14 protein-coding genes and 2 pseudogenes are annotated in these 16,249 nt (G+C 46.3%); 3 read left to right on the top strand and 13 right to left on the bottom strand.

From position 1 onward, the window contains the following. The first annotated feature begins 84 nt into the window (after positions 1 to 84). Positions 85 to 756: an S-layer homology domain-containing protein gene (locus NE562_RS13095; protein WP_280962879.1), complete on the top strand. Its 672-nt coding sequence runs from the start codon at positions 85 to 87 to the stop codon at positions 754 to 756. A gap of 15 nt (positions 757 to 771) precedes the next feature. Then, positions 772 to 1,188: a hypothetical protein gene (locus tag NE562_RS13090; protein WP_280962878.1), complete on the top strand. Its 417-nt coding sequence runs from the start codon at positions 772 to 774 to the stop codon at positions 1,186 to 1,188. A 77-nt stretch (positions 1,189 to 1,265) separates the two neighbouring features. On the opposite strand, the pseudogene NE562_RS13085 reads toward NE562_RS13090, so the two are convergent. From NE562_RS13085 to NE562_RS13030, 12 genes and pseudogenes are all read right to left on the bottom strand, one after another. Continuing rightward, positions 1,266 to 1,412 (bottom strand): annotated as a pseudogene (locus NE562_RS13085) (IS110 family transposase); the annotation flags it as partial. 110 nt (positions 1,413 to 1,522) lie between these two features. Further along, entirely contained in the window at positions 1,523 to 2,377 is an 855-nt protein-coding gene (locus tag NE562_RS13080) for a helix-turn-helix domain-containing protein (RefSeq protein WP_280962877.1), read from the bottom strand. 161 nt (positions 2,378 to 2,538) lie between these two features. Then, on the bottom strand, positions 2,539 to 3,480 hold the full coding sequence (locus NE562_RS17835) for an NAD(P)-dependent oxidoreductase (RefSeq protein ID WP_280962876.1): 942 nt from the start codon (positions 3,478 to 3,480) through the stop codon (positions 2,539 to 2,541). Continuing rightward, positions 3,477 to 4,340 (bottom strand): sugar phosphate isomerase/epimerase family protein, encoded by an 864-nt coding sequence (locus NE562_RS13070; RefSeq protein ID WP_280962875.1) that lies wholly within the window; start codon positions 4,338 to 4,340, stop codon positions 3,477 to 3,479. Before NE562_RS13070 ends, NE562_RS17835 begins: the two co-directional genes overlap by 4 nt. 37 nt (positions 4,341 to 4,377) lie before the next feature. Next, positions 4,378 to 5,928 carry an ABC transporter substrate-binding protein gene (locus NE562_RS13065; protein WP_280962874.1) on the bottom strand — a complete coding sequence of 517 codons (1,551 nt, stop codon included), beginning with the start codon at positions 5,926 to 5,928 and terminating at the stop codon, positions 4,378 to 4,380. Positions 5,929 to 5,988: 60 nt separating this feature from the next. Then, on the bottom strand, positions 5,989 to 6,948 hold the full coding sequence (locus tag NE562_RS13060; protein ID WP_280962873.1) for an ABC transporter ATP-binding protein: 960 nt from the start codon (positions 6,946 to 6,948) through the stop codon (positions 5,989 to 5,991). Positions 6,949 to 6,962: 14 nt separating this feature from the next. Next, positions 6,963 to 7,928 (bottom strand): ABC transporter ATP-binding protein, encoded by a 966-nt coding sequence (locus tag NE562_RS13055; RefSeq protein WP_280962872.1) that lies wholly within the window; start codon positions 7,926 to 7,928, stop codon positions 6,963 to 6,965. Between the two features lie 15 nt (positions 7,929 to 7,943). After that, positions 7,944 to 8,828, bottom strand: a complete 885-nt coding sequence (locus NE562_RS13050) for an ABC transporter permease (protein ID WP_280962871.1) — start codon at positions 8,826 to 8,828, stop codon at positions 7,944 to 7,946. 14 nt (positions 8,829 to 8,842) lie between these two features. Next, complete coding sequence (locus tag NE562_RS13045) at positions 8,843 to 9,799, bottom strand: ABC transporter permease (RefSeq protein ID WP_280962870.1); 957 nt, start codon at positions 9,797 to 9,799, stop codon at positions 8,843 to 8,845. 174 nt (positions 9,800 to 9,973) lie between these two features. Then, positions 9,974 to 11,245, bottom strand: coding sequence for an ABC transporter substrate-binding protein (locus NE562_RS13040; protein ID WP_280962869.1), 1,272 nt, complete (start codon positions 11,243 to 11,245; stop codon positions 9,974 to 9,976). Beyond that, positions 11,242 to 12,831, bottom strand: a complete 1,590-nt coding sequence (locus tag NE562_RS13035) for a response regulator transcription factor (protein ID WP_280962868.1) — start codon at positions 12,829 to 12,831, stop codon at positions 11,242 to 11,244. The genes NE562_RS13040 and NE562_RS13035 overlap by 4 nt, the downstream gene beginning before the upstream one ends. A 10-nt stretch (positions 12,832 to 12,841) precedes the next feature. Then, on the bottom strand, positions 12,842 to 14,398 hold the full coding sequence (locus tag NE562_RS13030; RefSeq protein WP_280962867.1) for a sensor histidine kinase: 1,557 nt from the start codon (positions 14,396 to 14,398) through the stop codon (positions 12,842 to 12,844). Positions 14,399 to 14,767: 369 nt separating this feature from the next. On the opposite strand from NE562_RS13030, the gene NE562_RS13025 reads away from it, so the two are divergent. Beyond that, complete coding sequence (locus tag NE562_RS13025) at positions 14,768 to 15,910, top strand: Gfo/Idh/MocA family protein (protein ID WP_280962866.1); 1,143 nt, start codon at positions 14,768 to 14,770, stop codon at positions 15,908 to 15,910. 204 nt (positions 15,911 to 16,114) lie between these two features. On the opposite strand, the pseudogene NE562_RS13020 reads toward NE562_RS13025, so the two are convergent. Next, positions 16,115 to 16,249 (bottom strand): annotated as a pseudogene (locus NE562_RS13020) (IS256 family transposase); the annotation flags it as partial.

Below are 16,249 nucleotides of genomic sequence, written 5' to 3'. Positions count from 1 at the left end.
TAAGTTTCGTAATGCTGCGTATAGGTATCTCGATCGCATTCCCTTTTGTGCCTTGCCGCGCAGTTAGAAAGGAATATCATAACTATGAAAAGATCTATTTTTAAGTTGTCGGTGAGCATATGCATAATAAGCATGTTTCTAGTGATGATAAGCTCTGCCGCCTACACAGATGTGCCCGCGTCGCATTGGGCCTATGCCTCTATTGAGGCAATGACGCAAAAGGGAGTTATAAAGGGCGTAGGCGATAACCTATTCAAGCCAGAAAATGCACTGACTCGCGCGGAATTTATTACCGTGGTGACCCGCGCGATACTTTCTGATCAGATTGATGCCGTCGTGAAAGAGCCTTGGTATGCTGCGAATTACAAGGTCGCTTTAGATGCCGAACTGATTCGAGAGGACGAAACGCCGAACACCGTTGGATTTATGTCCGGTAACATCACCCGTTATGAAATGGCACGGCTTTTGGTGCGTGCTGATGAAAATGTCAACAAAAACCCCGCGCTCACGGCGGATCAATCGACTATTACTGATTATATGGAGATCCCTATTCCGTATCGCTATTTTGTGGAACAAGCCTACGCCAAAGGGCTTTTGACAGGAGATGGGTTCGGCAGATTCTGTGGCAGCGAAAATATGACCCGCGCGCAGGCGGCGGTGGTTGTAGAGCGACTACTGAAGTCGGCGGAAACCGAACCGCCCTATGATCGAGATGAATTTTTAGCGGAATATCAGCGCATGGCAAATCTCGCATGAGTATATCCGACTCGTATGCCCGAGCTCGGAGAGCATACAGAGCAGTATCTGGCCTTTATGGATGCGTGGTTTCCAAGGCTAGAGTTTGTGAACCATACCATGCATTATCGACTTCTTGATGCCGAAACACAAAAGCCGCTTCCCTATGCCACCCTTTATATTTGGGCATATGATAATGCTGATATTGATAATGTATATTTTGTCATGCCAATTAGATCGGATAGGAACGGTGAAATCACCTTCACGCTAAAACGCAAACCCACCGAGTCTATTTCGTATCTGCTATGCGGTGCCGACCGTTGGGAAAAAAGCAACTGGAGTACAAATGTAACCGTAGGTGGAGTGAAATATAAGGGCGGTTTACAGGGCGTTGGTTTAGCAGCCAAAGGCAACGAGGTTATAGAGTTGCTGTTCAGCCCGGAATTGACCTAAGCGTAGTATAAATTCTTTGAACCAAAGCGCAGATGGCTTTTGTCTAACGGCGGCCAATCCAGATATGGAGGAAATGCTCAGTCAGTATTTAAAGAATCCAAGTAGGCTTTCACGGAGGCGTAGTAGATGCGCAGAAACTTGTTTGCGGAGGCCATCATGTAGACCTTGTAAGGCTTTCCCTCGGCGCGTTTCCTGTCTATGAACTGGTAGACGAGTGGATTGTCTTTCTGAGGAACGTAGTGACGAAGGATGACAAACATATAATAATTCCTTGCGGGACATATGAATCCACTGACGGCAACTCCTTTGGCTAGCTCAACATTTTTAATAAACTCTATTCTACACCAGTTGTATGCAACGCACGAAACAGCTGTGGTGTGACTCCGACTCTACACCTAAATAAATTAATAAAATAGCTTATATGTTGATACCCCACCTCCTGTGCAATGCTGGTTACGTTCCATTCTGTTGAAAGGAGTAAGCGTTGCGCCTCGCCAATCCGGCGGCTGATTAGATAATCAATGGGAGAAATTCCTAAATCGCGTTTCATTTCGTGGCTTAAATGATACGGACTTACATGAAACACCTCTGCCAAGCTCTGAAGTGTAATTTTATATTTAAAGTGTTTGTCTATATATTCTTTTACCGTATGGGATAATGATTTTGCATTTCGCTGTATGGTGCAAAGTCTATGCGCAGCCGTCAACCGCCGGATCAGCATGATCAATTTTGTCAATTCCAGTTGTGCCATTTCGCCTGCATAAGCTTGCCGCGCAAGATATTCGCGCTCCAGCATATGAAAGCAACATTTTATTTCACTTTCCATATCCGTCGTCTTTAATACCGGATTTTTCCCGGCAGGTATAACACAGTTCTCCGATAATCCATGCAGTAAAATATTGCATGCAGAGCATGTCCAAACAGAAAGCGGAATTTCGCTGTCAGAGCGTTCCGCATGCACTAAGCCTTGATTGACCACGATAAGATCGCCAGCCGCTACAGCATATTCTTGTTCATCGATACGATATATGCCCGCACCATCTTCAACAAACATGATTTCACAGCAGTTATCATGTATATGAAAATTATAAGACCACTCTTTATGATTAGATACATGGCTTAAACTAAGTACTTTGGGTAGTGGCAACAGTTCATCCTGTTCCAGCTCGTTAAAAGAAAGCTTACTCAAAACATCCCTCCGTTCGATCAGCTGCCTATACTTAAAACTTGCTAAAACTCGTTTTGAAGGCATCCTTCATTCCACTGTATTTCTGTAACTTCAGCAAAAGCCGTCAGTTTCCTGACGGCTTTTGCTAAAGAGAAAGAAGAGAGAAAGATAGTTTCAGCGCTTTACTTTTTTCGTTCGACGATTGTGCCGGCAATATCTTCAAACAGCTTAACGATACACCAGTTATCTTCATCCGGGAACTTGGTCAGGCCGGCCTGAAACAGCTCCTTGGCCTGTGCCGTTGTCGGCATATAGCAGCCGACCTCACGCGCAAGATCCAGCGTAATATTCAAATCCTTGCGCATCGTGGTGATCGCCGAGCCGGTATCCTTGAATTTGCGATCCATGATCAGATTGACACAGTTCTCATAGTTATTAAAGCCACCGCCCGAGGTCTTGATTACATCTAGCAGCACCTGCGGATCAACGCCCGCTTTAGCGCCCATTACCAGCAGCTCAAAGGTAGTTGTAAACTCTGTACCGATCAGCGCCTGTAGACAAGACTTGACGACCTGTCCTTGACCCGGCTCTGTGCCAACATGGTTCAGATTCTTTGCGATTGCCTGCATGACATCCACACAGCGCTCATACACCTCATCCTTGCCAGCAGCCATCAATGTTAGCGTACCGTTATGTGCGCCCGACAATCCTCCGGAAACACCAGAGTCGATCATGTCAATGCCTTTTTCAGCCAGTCCCTTTGCCAGCTGCTGTGCGAATCCCATGCCGATGGTCGCGGTCAGGAACACAACCGAGCCCGGTTGCATAGTTTCCGCAAGCCCGTTCTGGCCAAAGGCGACGTCAAGCGCCTGCTGGCCATTCATGACCATGACAAAAACCACATCCGCCTCCTTACCAACCTCTGCAGGTGAAGCGCACGGAACACCGCCATTGCTCTTCAATTCTTCGCGCTTAACCTTAAACAAATCATAACCCTTGGTTGTAAATCCGTTTTTAATTAAATTTTTGGCAATCCCCATACCCATGTTGCCAAGACCGATCACACCAACTGTTTTCATAATAAGTTCCTCCTGATTATCTAATTTATTAATTGAATGACTCACTCAAAAATTTCCTTGAGCGTTGCAATATCGATACGATAGCCATCGACGTAATCTTTTCCCTCCGGCCGGTAGATATTTTCCAGAGATACAAAGCCGTCGTAACCGTCCGCCTCAAGTGCTGCCTTGATACGCGTCAGGTATGGCGCCAGATCGCCGCGACCGATCGGCACAACCTCCGCGGTAGAGCGAACCGGATCCAACAACATGTCCTTGATATGTACATGGCCCAGACAGTTTTTCACCTCATTATATCCATCGGGATAAGCAATATCACCCACCCAAGCCGCATTTGCGGGATCCCACAGGATAGAGACATTCTTGCTGCCCAGATCCTCGATGAAGCGGCGCGAAGTATAAGCCGAGGTAAGCATGCCGTTAAATCCATTTTCAACGATCAAGCTCACACCCTCTTCTTCCGCAACCTTTACAATCGGTTTAAACAGTTCAATGAACTTGGGCCATGCCTTATTGCCGCCCGCATTCCACTGATCAGCACCATTCTTCCCCCACATAACGATCTGGCGGGCAAAGCACATGGCGCGCACGTGTTTTGCGCCTACGATCTTTGCAATCGCAATGCCGTTTTTGAGCAATGCCATTTGCTCTTCATACTTGGCATCACCTACCTCGATACCACCAACGCTGATTCCAACAAAAGCATGGGTTGTAACCGATGAAACTTCGATTCCATATTGGTCGTTTAGTGCTTTAATTTTACGAGCATCCTCCAGCGACAGCAGCTCGACACGCTTTCCATACGCCTCCTGCAGTTCCGCGTATTTTACGCCAGTCTCATTCATGATTCGGCATGCTGTTTCGTAATCTTGGCTGATGCCATTGGTAATTGCGCTGATTTTCATTGGGATAGCCTCCTAATAATATAATAGTTTTGTGGGTTTACTCAAAATAGCAGCCAGTCAGATCAAAGCTCTCGCCAATCAGACGAACGCCCTGTAGGTTAGACTGCGCAGCACACTCCTGATTGCGCTGATAGTATGCTATGCCAGGAACATCATCCATAAAAATTTGCTGGGCCTTGATATAGCATTCTTCCTTAAAAGCGTCGTCTGTAGATGTACGCGCATCATCTAACAGCTTGCTGAATTCATCATTGCCGTACCGCATTGTATTTGGTTCACCCGGCTTTGCAAAGTTTTTATGCATGTACTGATAGAAGCACTTATCCGGTTCACCGGTAGAAGCGTTGATGCCGTTTAGGTAAATGTCATCTTCCACACCCTCATACAAAATATTGAACCATGTTGCGTAGTCAAACGAATGGATATTGGCGGTAATGCCGATTTGTGCAAGCTGATTCTTTATGACCTCTGCCGCAGAAACACGAGCCGCCTTATCGTCGATATATAGCTCAATCGTCAGTCCACCGTCGGGATAGCCAGCCTGCGCCATCAGTTCTTTCGCCTTGTTCAAATCATGAGAATACGGCGGGTTGGTCTTCAAGGATTCGTCAAATGCCCACGTATCCGTGGTCAGCGGACCGTACGCAACCTGTCCCTGCCCTTGGAATACCGCCTGTAAGATTGCGTCTTTATCCAACGCATATGCAACGGCTTGACGCAGTGTTTTATTGCTAAACGGTTCCTTAGCGGTATTGAAGCACAAGAAATCATTGGTTACCGACTTGCCACGAATCATCTTCAGCGAATCGGAGGCTTCAACGCGTTCAATATCCTTGCCCGATATATCCAGTGTTAAATTGACGCCGCCTGTCTCTAGCTCGATCATCGCCTGCGAGGATTCCGGAATAATACGGAACATTAACGTTTTGATTTTCGGCGCGCCACCCCAGTAATCATCAAACGCCTTGAGTTTGATATAGTCACCTTGCACCCATTCGTCGATCATATAGGCGCCGGTCCCTACCGGCTTTGCACCGAAGTCATCGCCCAGTTCTTCCATTGCTTTTTGGTTGACGATATACATATTCGTTGTGGACAGATACCCGAGCGCGATCGAGTTTGCATAGGTAAACGGCATATAAATCGTTTTTTCATCAAGTGCTTTCACACCATCCCAGTCTAGCCAATCAATGCCGCCTGACGACGCCGTTTCCTTGCTCATCGATTTGAAGGAATAGACAACATCCTCCGCTGTCATCGTTTCTCCATTATGGAATTTGACATCCTGTCGCAATGTGAACTGCATGGCCATGCCGTCGTCCACATACTCCCATTCCGTTGCCAGCCCCGGTTCATACGTATTGTTCTCTTCGCCCAGCTTGACAAGCGGTTCAAAAATTTGATTATTGATGCGTAGGATCTGACTGCTGACACGTTTGTATGGATGCAAGTCCTTCGGGTCCTGCGAGGTAGCAACCGTCAGCGTATCTTTTCCCCCGGCCGCACCTGCGTTTCCACCGCCGCATCCGCTGAGAAGTAACGACATACCCATGACCGCCGCCAACATTGCCGCAATTGTTTTCTTCATAATGTCCTCCTGTTCCGTTCTTTTGTGGTTCGGGATGCCCTTGACTCTATCCCCGAAATCTTACAGGCCATTGATCTCTTTGACAAAATGGCACGCAACAAAGTGCCCAGACTCTACTTCTTGCAGTTCCGGCTCCTGCGACCCGCAAATCTCCTTTGCGTAATTACAACGCTGGCAGAAGCGGCAGCCGGGTTTGGGGTCGATCGGCGAAGTCAATTCGCCTTTTAAAATGATTCGTTTTTTTTCATGATGAATATCGGGTAACGGAATAGCAGAGAGAAGTGCTTTGGTGTAGGGGTGATAAGGCTTTGCAAAAAGTTCCTTTGAGGGAGACTTTTCAATGAGCTGCCCCAAATACATGACACAGATATGATGAGAAATGTACTTTACCACCGACATATCATGCGTGATGAAAATATAAGTCAGACCCATTTTTTCCTGCAGGTCTTGCATCAGATTCAGAATCTGTGCCTGAATAGACACATCCAGCGCGGAAACCGGCTCGTCACAGACAATAAACTTCGGATCGAGCGCCAACGCACGCGCTATACCGATACGCTGTCTGCGTCCTCCATCCAGCTCATGCGGGTAAGTATTCGTCAAGCGGTCGGCCAGCCCCACGGTCTGCATCAGTTCTCGAACGCGCTCGTCTATTTGGAGTTTGCTGAGCTTTCCCTCAATTTGCAGCGGTTCGGCGATTGCCTGACTAACCGTCATACGCGGATTTAATGAAGAAAAGGGATCTTGAAAGATAATCTGCATTTGGGCGCGTAACTCTCTAAGCTTTTTCTTATTTACATTCGTTACATCGTTTCCTTCAAAGAATACCTGTCCCCCCGTAATATCAAGTAAGTGTAAAACCAAACGCCCCAGTGTCGATTTGCCGCATCCCGATTCTCCAACCACACCAAGGGTCTCTCCTTGCTGAATTTTGAAAGAGACACCGTCCACCGCATGGAGCACGCCGGTTGGTGTAGGAAAATACTTTTTTAAATCCTTGACCTCTAATAAAGTCGACATTTCGTCCTCCCTTCTTACGGCGCCTGCTTAAAGCAACGAACAAAGTGTTCAGGCTCGATTTCTTTCAGTTGTTGCTCCATTGTTTCACACTCTTTTGTGCAGTGCGGACATCTCGTATGGAATTTACAGCCGCTTGGCAAATTATTAGGATCCGGCATTAATCCCGGGATTGGATTCAGTCGTGCACGGCTATCATCAATTGCAGGCAGCGAGCCAAACAGCCCTTCTGTATAGGGATGCTTATGATTATCATAAATCTGTTCTACCGTACCAACTTCCACGAGTTCCCCAGCATAGATTATGGCGACTCTTTCGCACATTTCAGCTACAATCCCAAGGTCATGCGTAATCATCAGCATAGAGGTACCCAGTTCTTTTTTGAGATCGTTCATCATTTCAAGCACCTGAGCCTGAATGGTGACATCTAATGCGGTGGTCGGCTCATCAGCGATTAACAGTTGAGGATGACACGCCAGTGCAATCGCAATCACAATACGTTGTTTCATACCGCCGGAAAACTGATGTGGATAATCTCCATAGCGTTCTGCGGGAATACCTACTAGCTCTAAAACATCGCAAGCGCGTTTCATTGCATCTACATGCGAAATCTTTTCGTGCAATCGGATTGTTTCACATATTTGATCACCAATGCTGTCAATCGGGTTTAGCGCGGTCATAGGATCTTGAAAAATCATTGAGATTTTTTCCCCTCGCACTTTTTGCATATACCGCTCGTTTTTGCCGATCAGTTGCTCGTTCTCAAACGCAATAGATCCTTCTATAATTTTCCCTGGCGGATTAGGAATTAAACCGAGCAGACTGAGTGCAATCGTTGTTTTTCCAGCGCCGGTTTCACCAACCAGCCCCAAAGTTTCTCCATGCCCCAATGTAAAACTGATCTTGTTAGCAGCATGCACCGTTCCCTCGTCGGTAATGTAGTGAACGGTTAGGTCTTTTACTTCCAGCAAGTTTTCGCTCATTTCATTACCTCCTTTTTACTGTTTCATACGCGGATCCAACGCATCTCGCAAGCCGTCGCCCAGCAGATTAAGCGCGAACACCGTTATCATGATGGCAAGACCGGGGAACAGCACGACATGCGGGCTATCTCGTAGGAAAGTTCGGCCTTGAGACAGCATGGCTCCCCATTCTGGAATCGGCGGCTGAACGCCGACACCAAGAAAGGAAAGAGACGCGGCTGTCATGATTGCTGTAGCCACGCTAAGCGTAGCTTGAACGATAACCGGCGCTAAAATGTTAGGGAGAATATGTTTTGCTATGATTCTGGCATCCGATGCGTTGATCGCGCGTGCAGCTTCGATATATTCATTACCTCGCACCGATAAAACCGATGCTCGTACCACGCGTGCAAATCCCGGTGTACCTGAAATACCTACGGCAATCATGGCGTTGACAAGCCCGGGCCCAAGCGTCGCGGCAATCGTGATCGCCAGCAGGATGCCGGGGATGGAAAGCAGAATATCCATAAACCGCATGATCAGGTTGTCACAGCGGCCACCATAGTAACCAGCAATTGCCCCAAGCAGCCCCCCTAAAACAGCCGAAATACCAACCGCGATCAACCCGACCTGCAGCGAAACGCGCGCGCCATAAATCACACGGCTGAGGATGTCACGTCCCAAATTATCAGTACCGAATGGAAACTCAGCGCAAGGGGCGAGAAATGCCCGGTTTACCGGATCTTGTTCATCAAATCCATACGGTGCTATCACATCGGCAAAAATTGCAAGCAACACCAAAAGCGTAAGGATTATCAAACCTGCCACCGCCATTTTGTTACGTTTCAGGCGGCGCCAAACATCTGCCCATTGACTTCTCTTTTTCGTATGTGCGGTAGATGCGCCTTTCGCATCCATCATTCCTGCAGCTGCGCTCATTGCTTTTTCACCTTCACTTTCTTGCCGGCTTTATACTGTGCCTTAATACGCGGATCAACAAACGCATAAATCACATCAATCAGCAAGTTTAGAATACAGAACGTAAATGCGATGAATAAAACGCCGCCCTGTACAACCGGATAATTACGGCCCTTGATTGCCTCCAGCATAAAGTTCCCGAGTCCCGGAATTGCAAATAGCGATTCCGTTACCATTGCGCCGCCAAGTTGTACGCCAGCCTGCAGACCAATAACTGTTATGATTGGAATCAATGCATTTTTAAGCGCGTGGTGCATAATAATTTTGTTTTCCGTCTGTCCCTTGGCCCGCGCGGTGCGAATATAATCCTGCCGAATAACTTCCAGCATTGAAGACCGTGTCATACGGGTCAGCAGCGCGACCGCGCCAAAACCAATGGTGATGGACGGAAGCACCCAGTAGATAGGACCATAAAAGCCGGATGGAGGAAAGATATGTAGATTGAGCGAGAACGCAAGGGTAAGCAACATGCCTGTACAAAATGTTGGCATGGAGATACCGGTCAGTGCGATCACCATACAGGTTTTATCCATCCAAGAATATTGTTTGATTGCCGATATAATCCCGGTCGGTATGCCGATGATAATCATGACCAGAATCGGCAATATCGTCAGCAGCATGGTCGTCGGAAAACGCTGCAATATTTCGTCCCCTACAGGGCGGCCAGTCAGATAAGATGTGCCAAAATCACCGTGTACGATTTCTGTAAGGAAACGACCGTACTGCACCAAGATCGGGTCGTTAAGCCCCATTTCCTCCCTTTGCTGTACCAAATCCGCTTCTGTTGCCGATTCTCCAAGAACCGTACGCGCTGGATCACCCGGTGCAAAATGCAGCATAAAAAACACCAAGGTAACAACGCCAAACAATACCGGTATCATAGACAGCAGCCGTTTGCCGATGTACTTTCCCATTTACCATTCTCCTTTCATATATCTTTGCGGGTGTAGCCCTTTTTGTTGTAGTTATTCTACCATTCTCTATTTTTAGAAACCATGGACGGATTTCGAAATTCATGTACTATTCCCGACAGTTTGAAATAGTGCATAAAAAAACGGCCTCGCATCAGCGAGCCCGTTTCCCATATGCTAGTCTTCCATAAAGGTATCTCTAATTTGCTCCATTTTTGCCAAACCCAAATCTATGGTATCCAAGCCAAGCAGGATACGTTCGTATTCGGCATATATCTTTTCCGTTAACAACTGCTCTTTGCTGGTCGGCGGCGTGAGCGGCATATCAAAAGAATTTAAACACAGCTGTGCGTCAATTCCATATTGGCGCGCCGCTTTCTCAAAAACCGACTCAACTTCTGGCGAAACATATCCGGGTACGATCAAATCCTCCGCCAGCATTTTCGCGCCGTCTGCACCACAGACAAATTTAACAAATTCCCATGACGCCTCTTTTTCCGTGGTATTACGATTAATACAGAGCGGAGTCTGCCAAATTGGGATTTGATTGGGATGATCCGTTGACCAATAAGGCAGTTCGGTGACGCCCCAGCGGAAAGAGACCAGTCCGTTTTTCGTATCTTCATGCAGTTGATTAATCTGCCAGTCACCATTGATAAACATCGCGTATCCGCCGCGATCAAACTCCCTCTGCATCACTTCCCGATTATCCATTTGTGTCAGATCCGTGGAAATTCCATGTTCCTGTAAATTCCGAAGCATGGTCAATCCCGGCTTTAGGTTTTCAAAAGGATCCTGCCAAATATCAAACGGCCGAGAGCAGGTTTGCGCCATAAGCCGTCCTGATGTATTGAACAAAAATACCGCCTTTTCTCCGGCATCAAGCCGTGTAGAGAGTGTTTGACCCAGATTATAATACTCCTCCCAAGTCATAGATGCCGATGGGTAAGACAATCCAACCGAGTCAAACATATCCTTATTGTAGTAAAGCAAAAACCGGTCATTGCGGTAAGGAAGACCAAGGAGCTCTCCCGTATCTGCATTTCGCAGCATATCAAGCGCCCGGTACCTGCTCAGATCAACACCATCACGTTTTGCTAAGGAATCGAGTTGCAGTGGGATATTCCGGTCTGTCAACATACTGAGTTGCTCCAGTTGATTGACATAGATGACGTCTACGCGTTGATTGCTATCCAGCAATGTTCGTAAACTATCTTTATAGTAAAGGGAGTTATAACTAATCACATCCACATGGACTTCGGGATGCGTTTTTTCAAAAGCCTCAATCATTCTCCGGTCATAGGCGACAACGTCATAGTTCCAAAGCACAACCCGAATCGTGCTTTCGGCGTTCGCTTGCGTTTGTTTTCCCTCTTGGCTAAACCAAAATATCAGTATACTGACGAACACAGTTGATACTAGCAGACTCGCCGCTAAAATACGCTTCATGCTTCGCCTCCATACCGTTTTCTGAATTCTGCCGGCGATACGCCAGTCACGCGCTTAAAAATTCTACTGAAATAAAACTGATCTTGATAGCCGACCTGTTCTGCAATTTCATACACTTTCCAGTCAGTTTTCGTCAGCTTTTCTTTTGCGATTTTTAGTCGCGTGTCTGTTATGCACTCCACAAATGTCTTTCCAGTGTACTTTTTCATAAGCGTACTCAAATAGCCAGGCGTCACGTGCAATTCATCCGCAACTTCCTGCAACGTTAGCTCGTCTTTAAACCGTTCCTGCACAATTTTCTGTACTCGATTGACGATACTCTGATATCCTTTTTTGTTTTCCCTCTCTAAATAGGCGAGGATATCCTGTTCCAGCGTATTCAGCCATTCGGTAAAGTCTTTATAACCCGTTAATAAAAACACGGTTTTCACTTCACCGCCAGACTGTTGTAAGACCTGATCGACCTTGATTCCGCAACGGTCGCAGAATTCGTGTAAAGCGCCAATCACTTCCAGCGCCGCTACAAATAGTTCTTCCCTCCCACGCAAATATTTTAAATGACCCCGCATATCTGCAAACGCTTCTTGCGCAATATGCGTATCTAACCCCGACAATCCCTTAAGCAATTTATGTTTGATCTCAAACATTTGCCCAGTCAGATTTTTCGACTGGATCTCTTGTACCGGACAGTGGCTGCGAAGGATGATATCACTGTCTTGTACGCTAAAACGCAGGCGTACTGCCTCAAATGCCTGTTTGCGTGCCTCCTGCAGTCCTGCGATACCGCCATCGCCAAGCCCAATTCCAATCGTGCAGACAATATCGAGATACTCCCGTAACATATCGCGGATCCGTTCCGCGGTTTCAGTAACTAATGCTTCCCGATCCACATTCATTAGTTCTTTCCGCACACAGCCAAGTACATAAAACTCCCCTGTTTTATTCTCTATGCAATATGCCTGCAGCGCTTCTCCGGCAATTTCTTCTACAATATTGATCACAGAAAACTTCAGCGTATGATATTCTTCCTCCGGGACCTCCTCAAAGCGGAACGCATCACCAACTTTTATGAGCAAACACACAGATCGGTCAGTATTCATCACAATGCCCGCCGCCTGCATATGATCTCGCAGCTCTGTCTCCTGCAAATAGAAATTTGCCACCAGATCGCGTAATACGCGTGTTCGCAAGAGCCCTTGGTCTGCCTGAGGCGTTCTATCTATCGTTTTTGCGTGCTCCGGCGCCGCATCGGATAACGTATCCAAAAGTAATTGTGGCGAAAGCTCCAACTTTAATAAGTAATCAGCCGCGCCATATTTCATTGCTTCTCTGACAAGGGCATATTCATCGTAACCACTGAGTGCTATAACCGCTGGGGGCTCGGCTTCCTTTTTTAACGCGCGGATCAATTGAGCGCCATTCATTTTGGGCATCTTCATATCCGTTATGACAATATCCGGTTTTAATTCTCGAATTAGCGTTAAACCCTGCGCCCCATCCGTTGCCTCTCCCACAATCTCGTATCCATATTGCGGCCAATCCACCAGCGTTTTAAGGCCGATTCGAAGTGTCGCATCATCATCCACAATCACAATTCTACGCATCTTTATCCCTTTCTTTTTCAATCGGCAGACGCAGGATCACTGTCGTTCCTTGATCTTTTATGCTATGCAACACGATTTCGCAATCCGGCCCGTACTGTAGTCGCAAACGTGCAAGGACATTGCCCAGTGCAATCCCGTGGCCGTCGCCGCCTTCTGCGACCAACTCGCTCAGTGAACCACACAAAATACCCCGCGCACGCTCCAGCTCTTCAGTATTCATTCCTACACCATTATCTTCAATGCCAATGATCAGATCCCCCCCGACCATTCTTGCTGAGACGGAAAGCTTGCCTTTTTGTGCGCGGGGGCTAATTCCATGCAGTATTGCGTTCTCAACCAGCGGCTGCAGCAGGAATTTAAGAACAGGTAGCTCCAAGACATCTGTCGGGATATCGTCTCGCGCATAGTCTATCTTTCCGTTTAACCTAATATTCTGCAAATATACATAGCTGTCCAGTAGCTCAAGCTCCTGCCGAAGTGGGATCAACTCCGTCTCAATAGATAAATTGGCTCGTAGCATTCGTCCCAGCATTTCGATCATTTTACTAATACCGCTCTTGCCCTGCATATTTGCCATAAGCTTAATCGAGCTTAGCGTATTGTAGAGAAAGTGCGGATTCATTTGTGTTTGCAGCATTTTCATTTCCATGTGCTTTTTTTCCTGCTCATGCTGTATCTGCTCCCTGATCAGTTCTTGAATATTATCTGTCATCGTATTGATGTGGCGGCCAAGCCGGGCGATTTCGTTGTTACTGGATATACGCTCTACATGCACAAACTCTCCATGAGCAATATGATCCACCGTATCAATGACACGCTCGATTGGTCGAGCAAAGTCGCGCGACAAAAATACGGCAAAGCCAGCTACAACGCATACGGCGACTAAAATCAGTAGCATTGCCGATTGCATCAAAGATTGCCACTGGCGGTCAAATATCCGCGAAGATATTTTTGCCGTCATTGACCAGCCTGTGGCTAACGAATTTGCCTTCAGTTCAAAGGTCTCTTCTTTTTGTGCGCCTCCCTTCACGGCCAATATACTCCCTGAGGTATTACGCAAGATGATTTGATATTCTTCCGGATCACCCAGTTCTGAAATGGCATTTGACAGCATATCTGCGGAGAATAGAATAACCAAGGTGCCGCTGTCTTTCCCATTTTCCAGTTTGGGCAAACGTCGCGTATAAGCAATCACTAATTCGTTTTCCGAAAACTCTGTCAAATTGTTCGTCAGCATATACCAGCCATTCGTGCTATTTGTCGCTGGCTGCGCTAATACAACGAGTGCGTTCAAATCGATCAACGCGGCCTCTGAACCGCTTCTGATATCGAGCCCATTCTCCCCAATAATAAATAGTGATAAGATATTCTGGGCCACAGGGCTGGCATAAACTTGCGTCCTGATCTGTTTCTTAAAGCTATAATTATCCTCCGTATAGTTCGCCGCCTCCTCTGAGGATAGCGCGAGTATCTTTTGTAACGTCTCATTTTGCTCTAACCAAATAGCAAATTCATTGACCTGCTGTACTTGGTGCTCCACTAAATCCATAGAATGTTTTAGCTGTTGCTGCTTGTCCGCAACCAGCCAGTTCCGCGTTTGTTCACGTGTCGTATGAAAATAAAAAGTCAAAATAAATATTGCCGGCAATAGCGCAATCAGAATAAAATATACTACTAATCTACGCTGTAAAGTGTGTCTTTTTATTCCAATCGCCTTCTTTTCTTACTTTCTAATTCTATTATTGCAAAATTCTTATTTAAAAACAATCTTGAATTCAATCTTTAAACCCTAAAAACCAACATCGTGTTTTGTACAAAATGCATATAAAGGATCAATATTCGCAATATCCTGATATCCCTCAACAAAATAATGACTTTTTAATCTTAATCTATGCTTTTATGATAGAATGATAGAATTATGAAAGGCGGAACCTCTATGTTGCATTATGGAATTGTTGGTGGAGGCACTATAGCTTTTGTACACTATCGTACCGCTCGCTTCGATGGATTGGCGGAATTATGCGCTGGTTGTTTTTCGCGTAACGATGAAAAAAACCGTACACAGGCTGACACATGGCATGTTCCTGATGATCGCACCTATTCTTCTTTCGAGGAAATGGCCGAGCGCGAGCTTGCTCGTCCCGACCCAATTGATTTTGTTGTCATAGCCACTCCAAATAGTAGCCACTTTGAAATTGCACGCACGTTTTTATCCCTTGGCATTCATGTCTTTTGCGAAAAACCGTTAACAAACAGTGTTGAAGAAGCTCGTTCACTATGTCGCTTAGTCCATGAAACAAATACGCTATTATGCGTCAATTATTCCTATTCCGGTTATCCCATGATTCATCAGGCCCGCAAAATGATTGAACATGGGGAAATCGGCCATATCCTCAAAGTGGTAAGCGAATATAAACAAGACGGGCAGATCATCCGGGCACAAAATTTTAAACCGTGGCATTTTAATCCCGCCATTGCAGGACCGTCAGCATGCGCGGCAAATATCGGTACCCATATTGAGTATCTGGTTTCGACGATGACCGGCCTGCATATTCAGAGGCTTTCCGCATTGTTTGACCGATATCCGGATAACCGTGTACTTGAGACCGATTTTTCAGCGCTGGTACAATATGAAAACGGCTCTACAGGTACTATGTGGGGTTGTAAAACCGCAATCGGCGAGGATTGTAATATCCTTGTCCGAATCTATGGATCCAAAGGGTCGCTGGAGTGGTCTCACCTGCATCCGCAGCTATTAAAATTCGCCCCATTGGATCAGCCTGTGCAAATCTTGACAGCAGGCAGGGATTATTTGTATCCCGCTGTTCAGCAGATGACCCGCCTTTCCAATGGACAAATTGAAGGTTATCACGATGCAACCGCAAATCTTTATCGTGAATTTATCCGTCATATTTGTGACCGAAATCAAAAACGGGAAATATGTGATGCCGATTACAAATATCCACGCGTTGAAGACGGCCTATACGGCGTAATATTCGTTCATGCCGCTGTCGCCAGTAACCAGCAAAACAGCAAGTGGGTCTCTTTAAACCAGTTTTAAGAGGAATCATTAATCTTTTTTATAAAGTTCACTTACTCAGTGTTTTCTCCATATAGAATGCACAAAGCATCGAAACAAACACGTTTCGATGCTTTTCTTAGACAAATGCTGATAATTTTTATACAGGGTGCATTTTCACAGGAGAAAAGTTCGGTAGTGTCAAGAATTATGCGCAAAAAGGTATGCAGATTTTGAAGGAAGAAGTCAGCCGACAATAGAAACGTCCTCGTTGGAAGTCTCCGTGTGCTTCATATTCATATATTTCTTATTGCTCCACTGGGAGTCAGCGACATGGCGAAGCCGAGCACAGACCAGCATGAGGGCGGAATTGCCGTCCGG

The sequence above is a fragment of the Butyricicoccus faecihominis genome (assembly GCF_024462775.1).
Taxonomy (GTDB): domain Bacteria; phylum Bacillota; class Clostridia; order Oscillospirales; family Butyricicoccaceae; genus Agathobaculum; species Agathobaculum faecihominis_A.
Note: the sequence above shows the minus strand (reverse complement) of the source record. Positions and strands in the feature narration are given on the sequence as shown.

Coding starts and splice junctions, on each gene's coding strand:
- NE562_RS13060 (WP_280962873.1), bottom strand. CDS start 6,948: ATGTCGACTTTATTAGAGGTCAAGGATTTAAAAAAGTATTTTCCTACA.
- NE562_RS13030 (WP_280962867.1), bottom strand. CDS start 14,398: ATGGATTTAGTGGAGCACCAAGTACAGCAGGTCAATGAATTTGCTATT.
- NE562_RS13055 (WP_280962872.1), bottom strand. CDS start 7,928: ATGAGCGAAAACTTGCTGGAAGTAAAAGACCTAACCGTTCACTACATT.
- NE562_RS13045 (WP_280962870.1), bottom strand. CDS start 9,799: ATGGGAAAGTACATCGGCAAACGGCTGCTGTCTATGATACCGGTATTG.
- NE562_RS13090 (WP_280962878.1), top strand. CDS start 772: ATGCCCGAGCTCGGAGAGCATACAGAGCAGTATCTGGCCTTTATGGAT.
- NE562_RS13070 (WP_280962875.1), bottom strand. CDS start 4,340: ATGAAAATCAGCGCAATTACCAATGGCATCAGCCAAGATTACGAAACA.
- NE562_RS13095 (WP_280962879.1), top strand. CDS start 85: ATGAAAAGATCTATTTTTAAGTTGTCGGTGAGCATATGCATAATAAGC.
- NE562_RS13050 (WP_280962871.1), bottom strand. CDS start 8,828: ATGATGGATGCGAAAGGCGCATCTACCGCACATACGAAAAAGAGAAGT.
- NE562_RS13025 (WP_280962866.1), top strand. CDS start 14,768: ATGAAAGGCGGAACCTCTATGTTGCATTATGGAATTGTTGGTGGAGGC.
- NE562_RS13065 (WP_280962874.1), bottom strand. CDS start 5,928: ATGAAGAAAACAATTGCGGCAATGTTGGCGGCGGTCATGGGTATGTCG.
- NE562_RS13040 (WP_280962869.1), bottom strand. CDS start 11,245: ATGAAGCGTATTTTAGCGGCGAGTCTGCTAGTATCAACTGTGTTCGTC.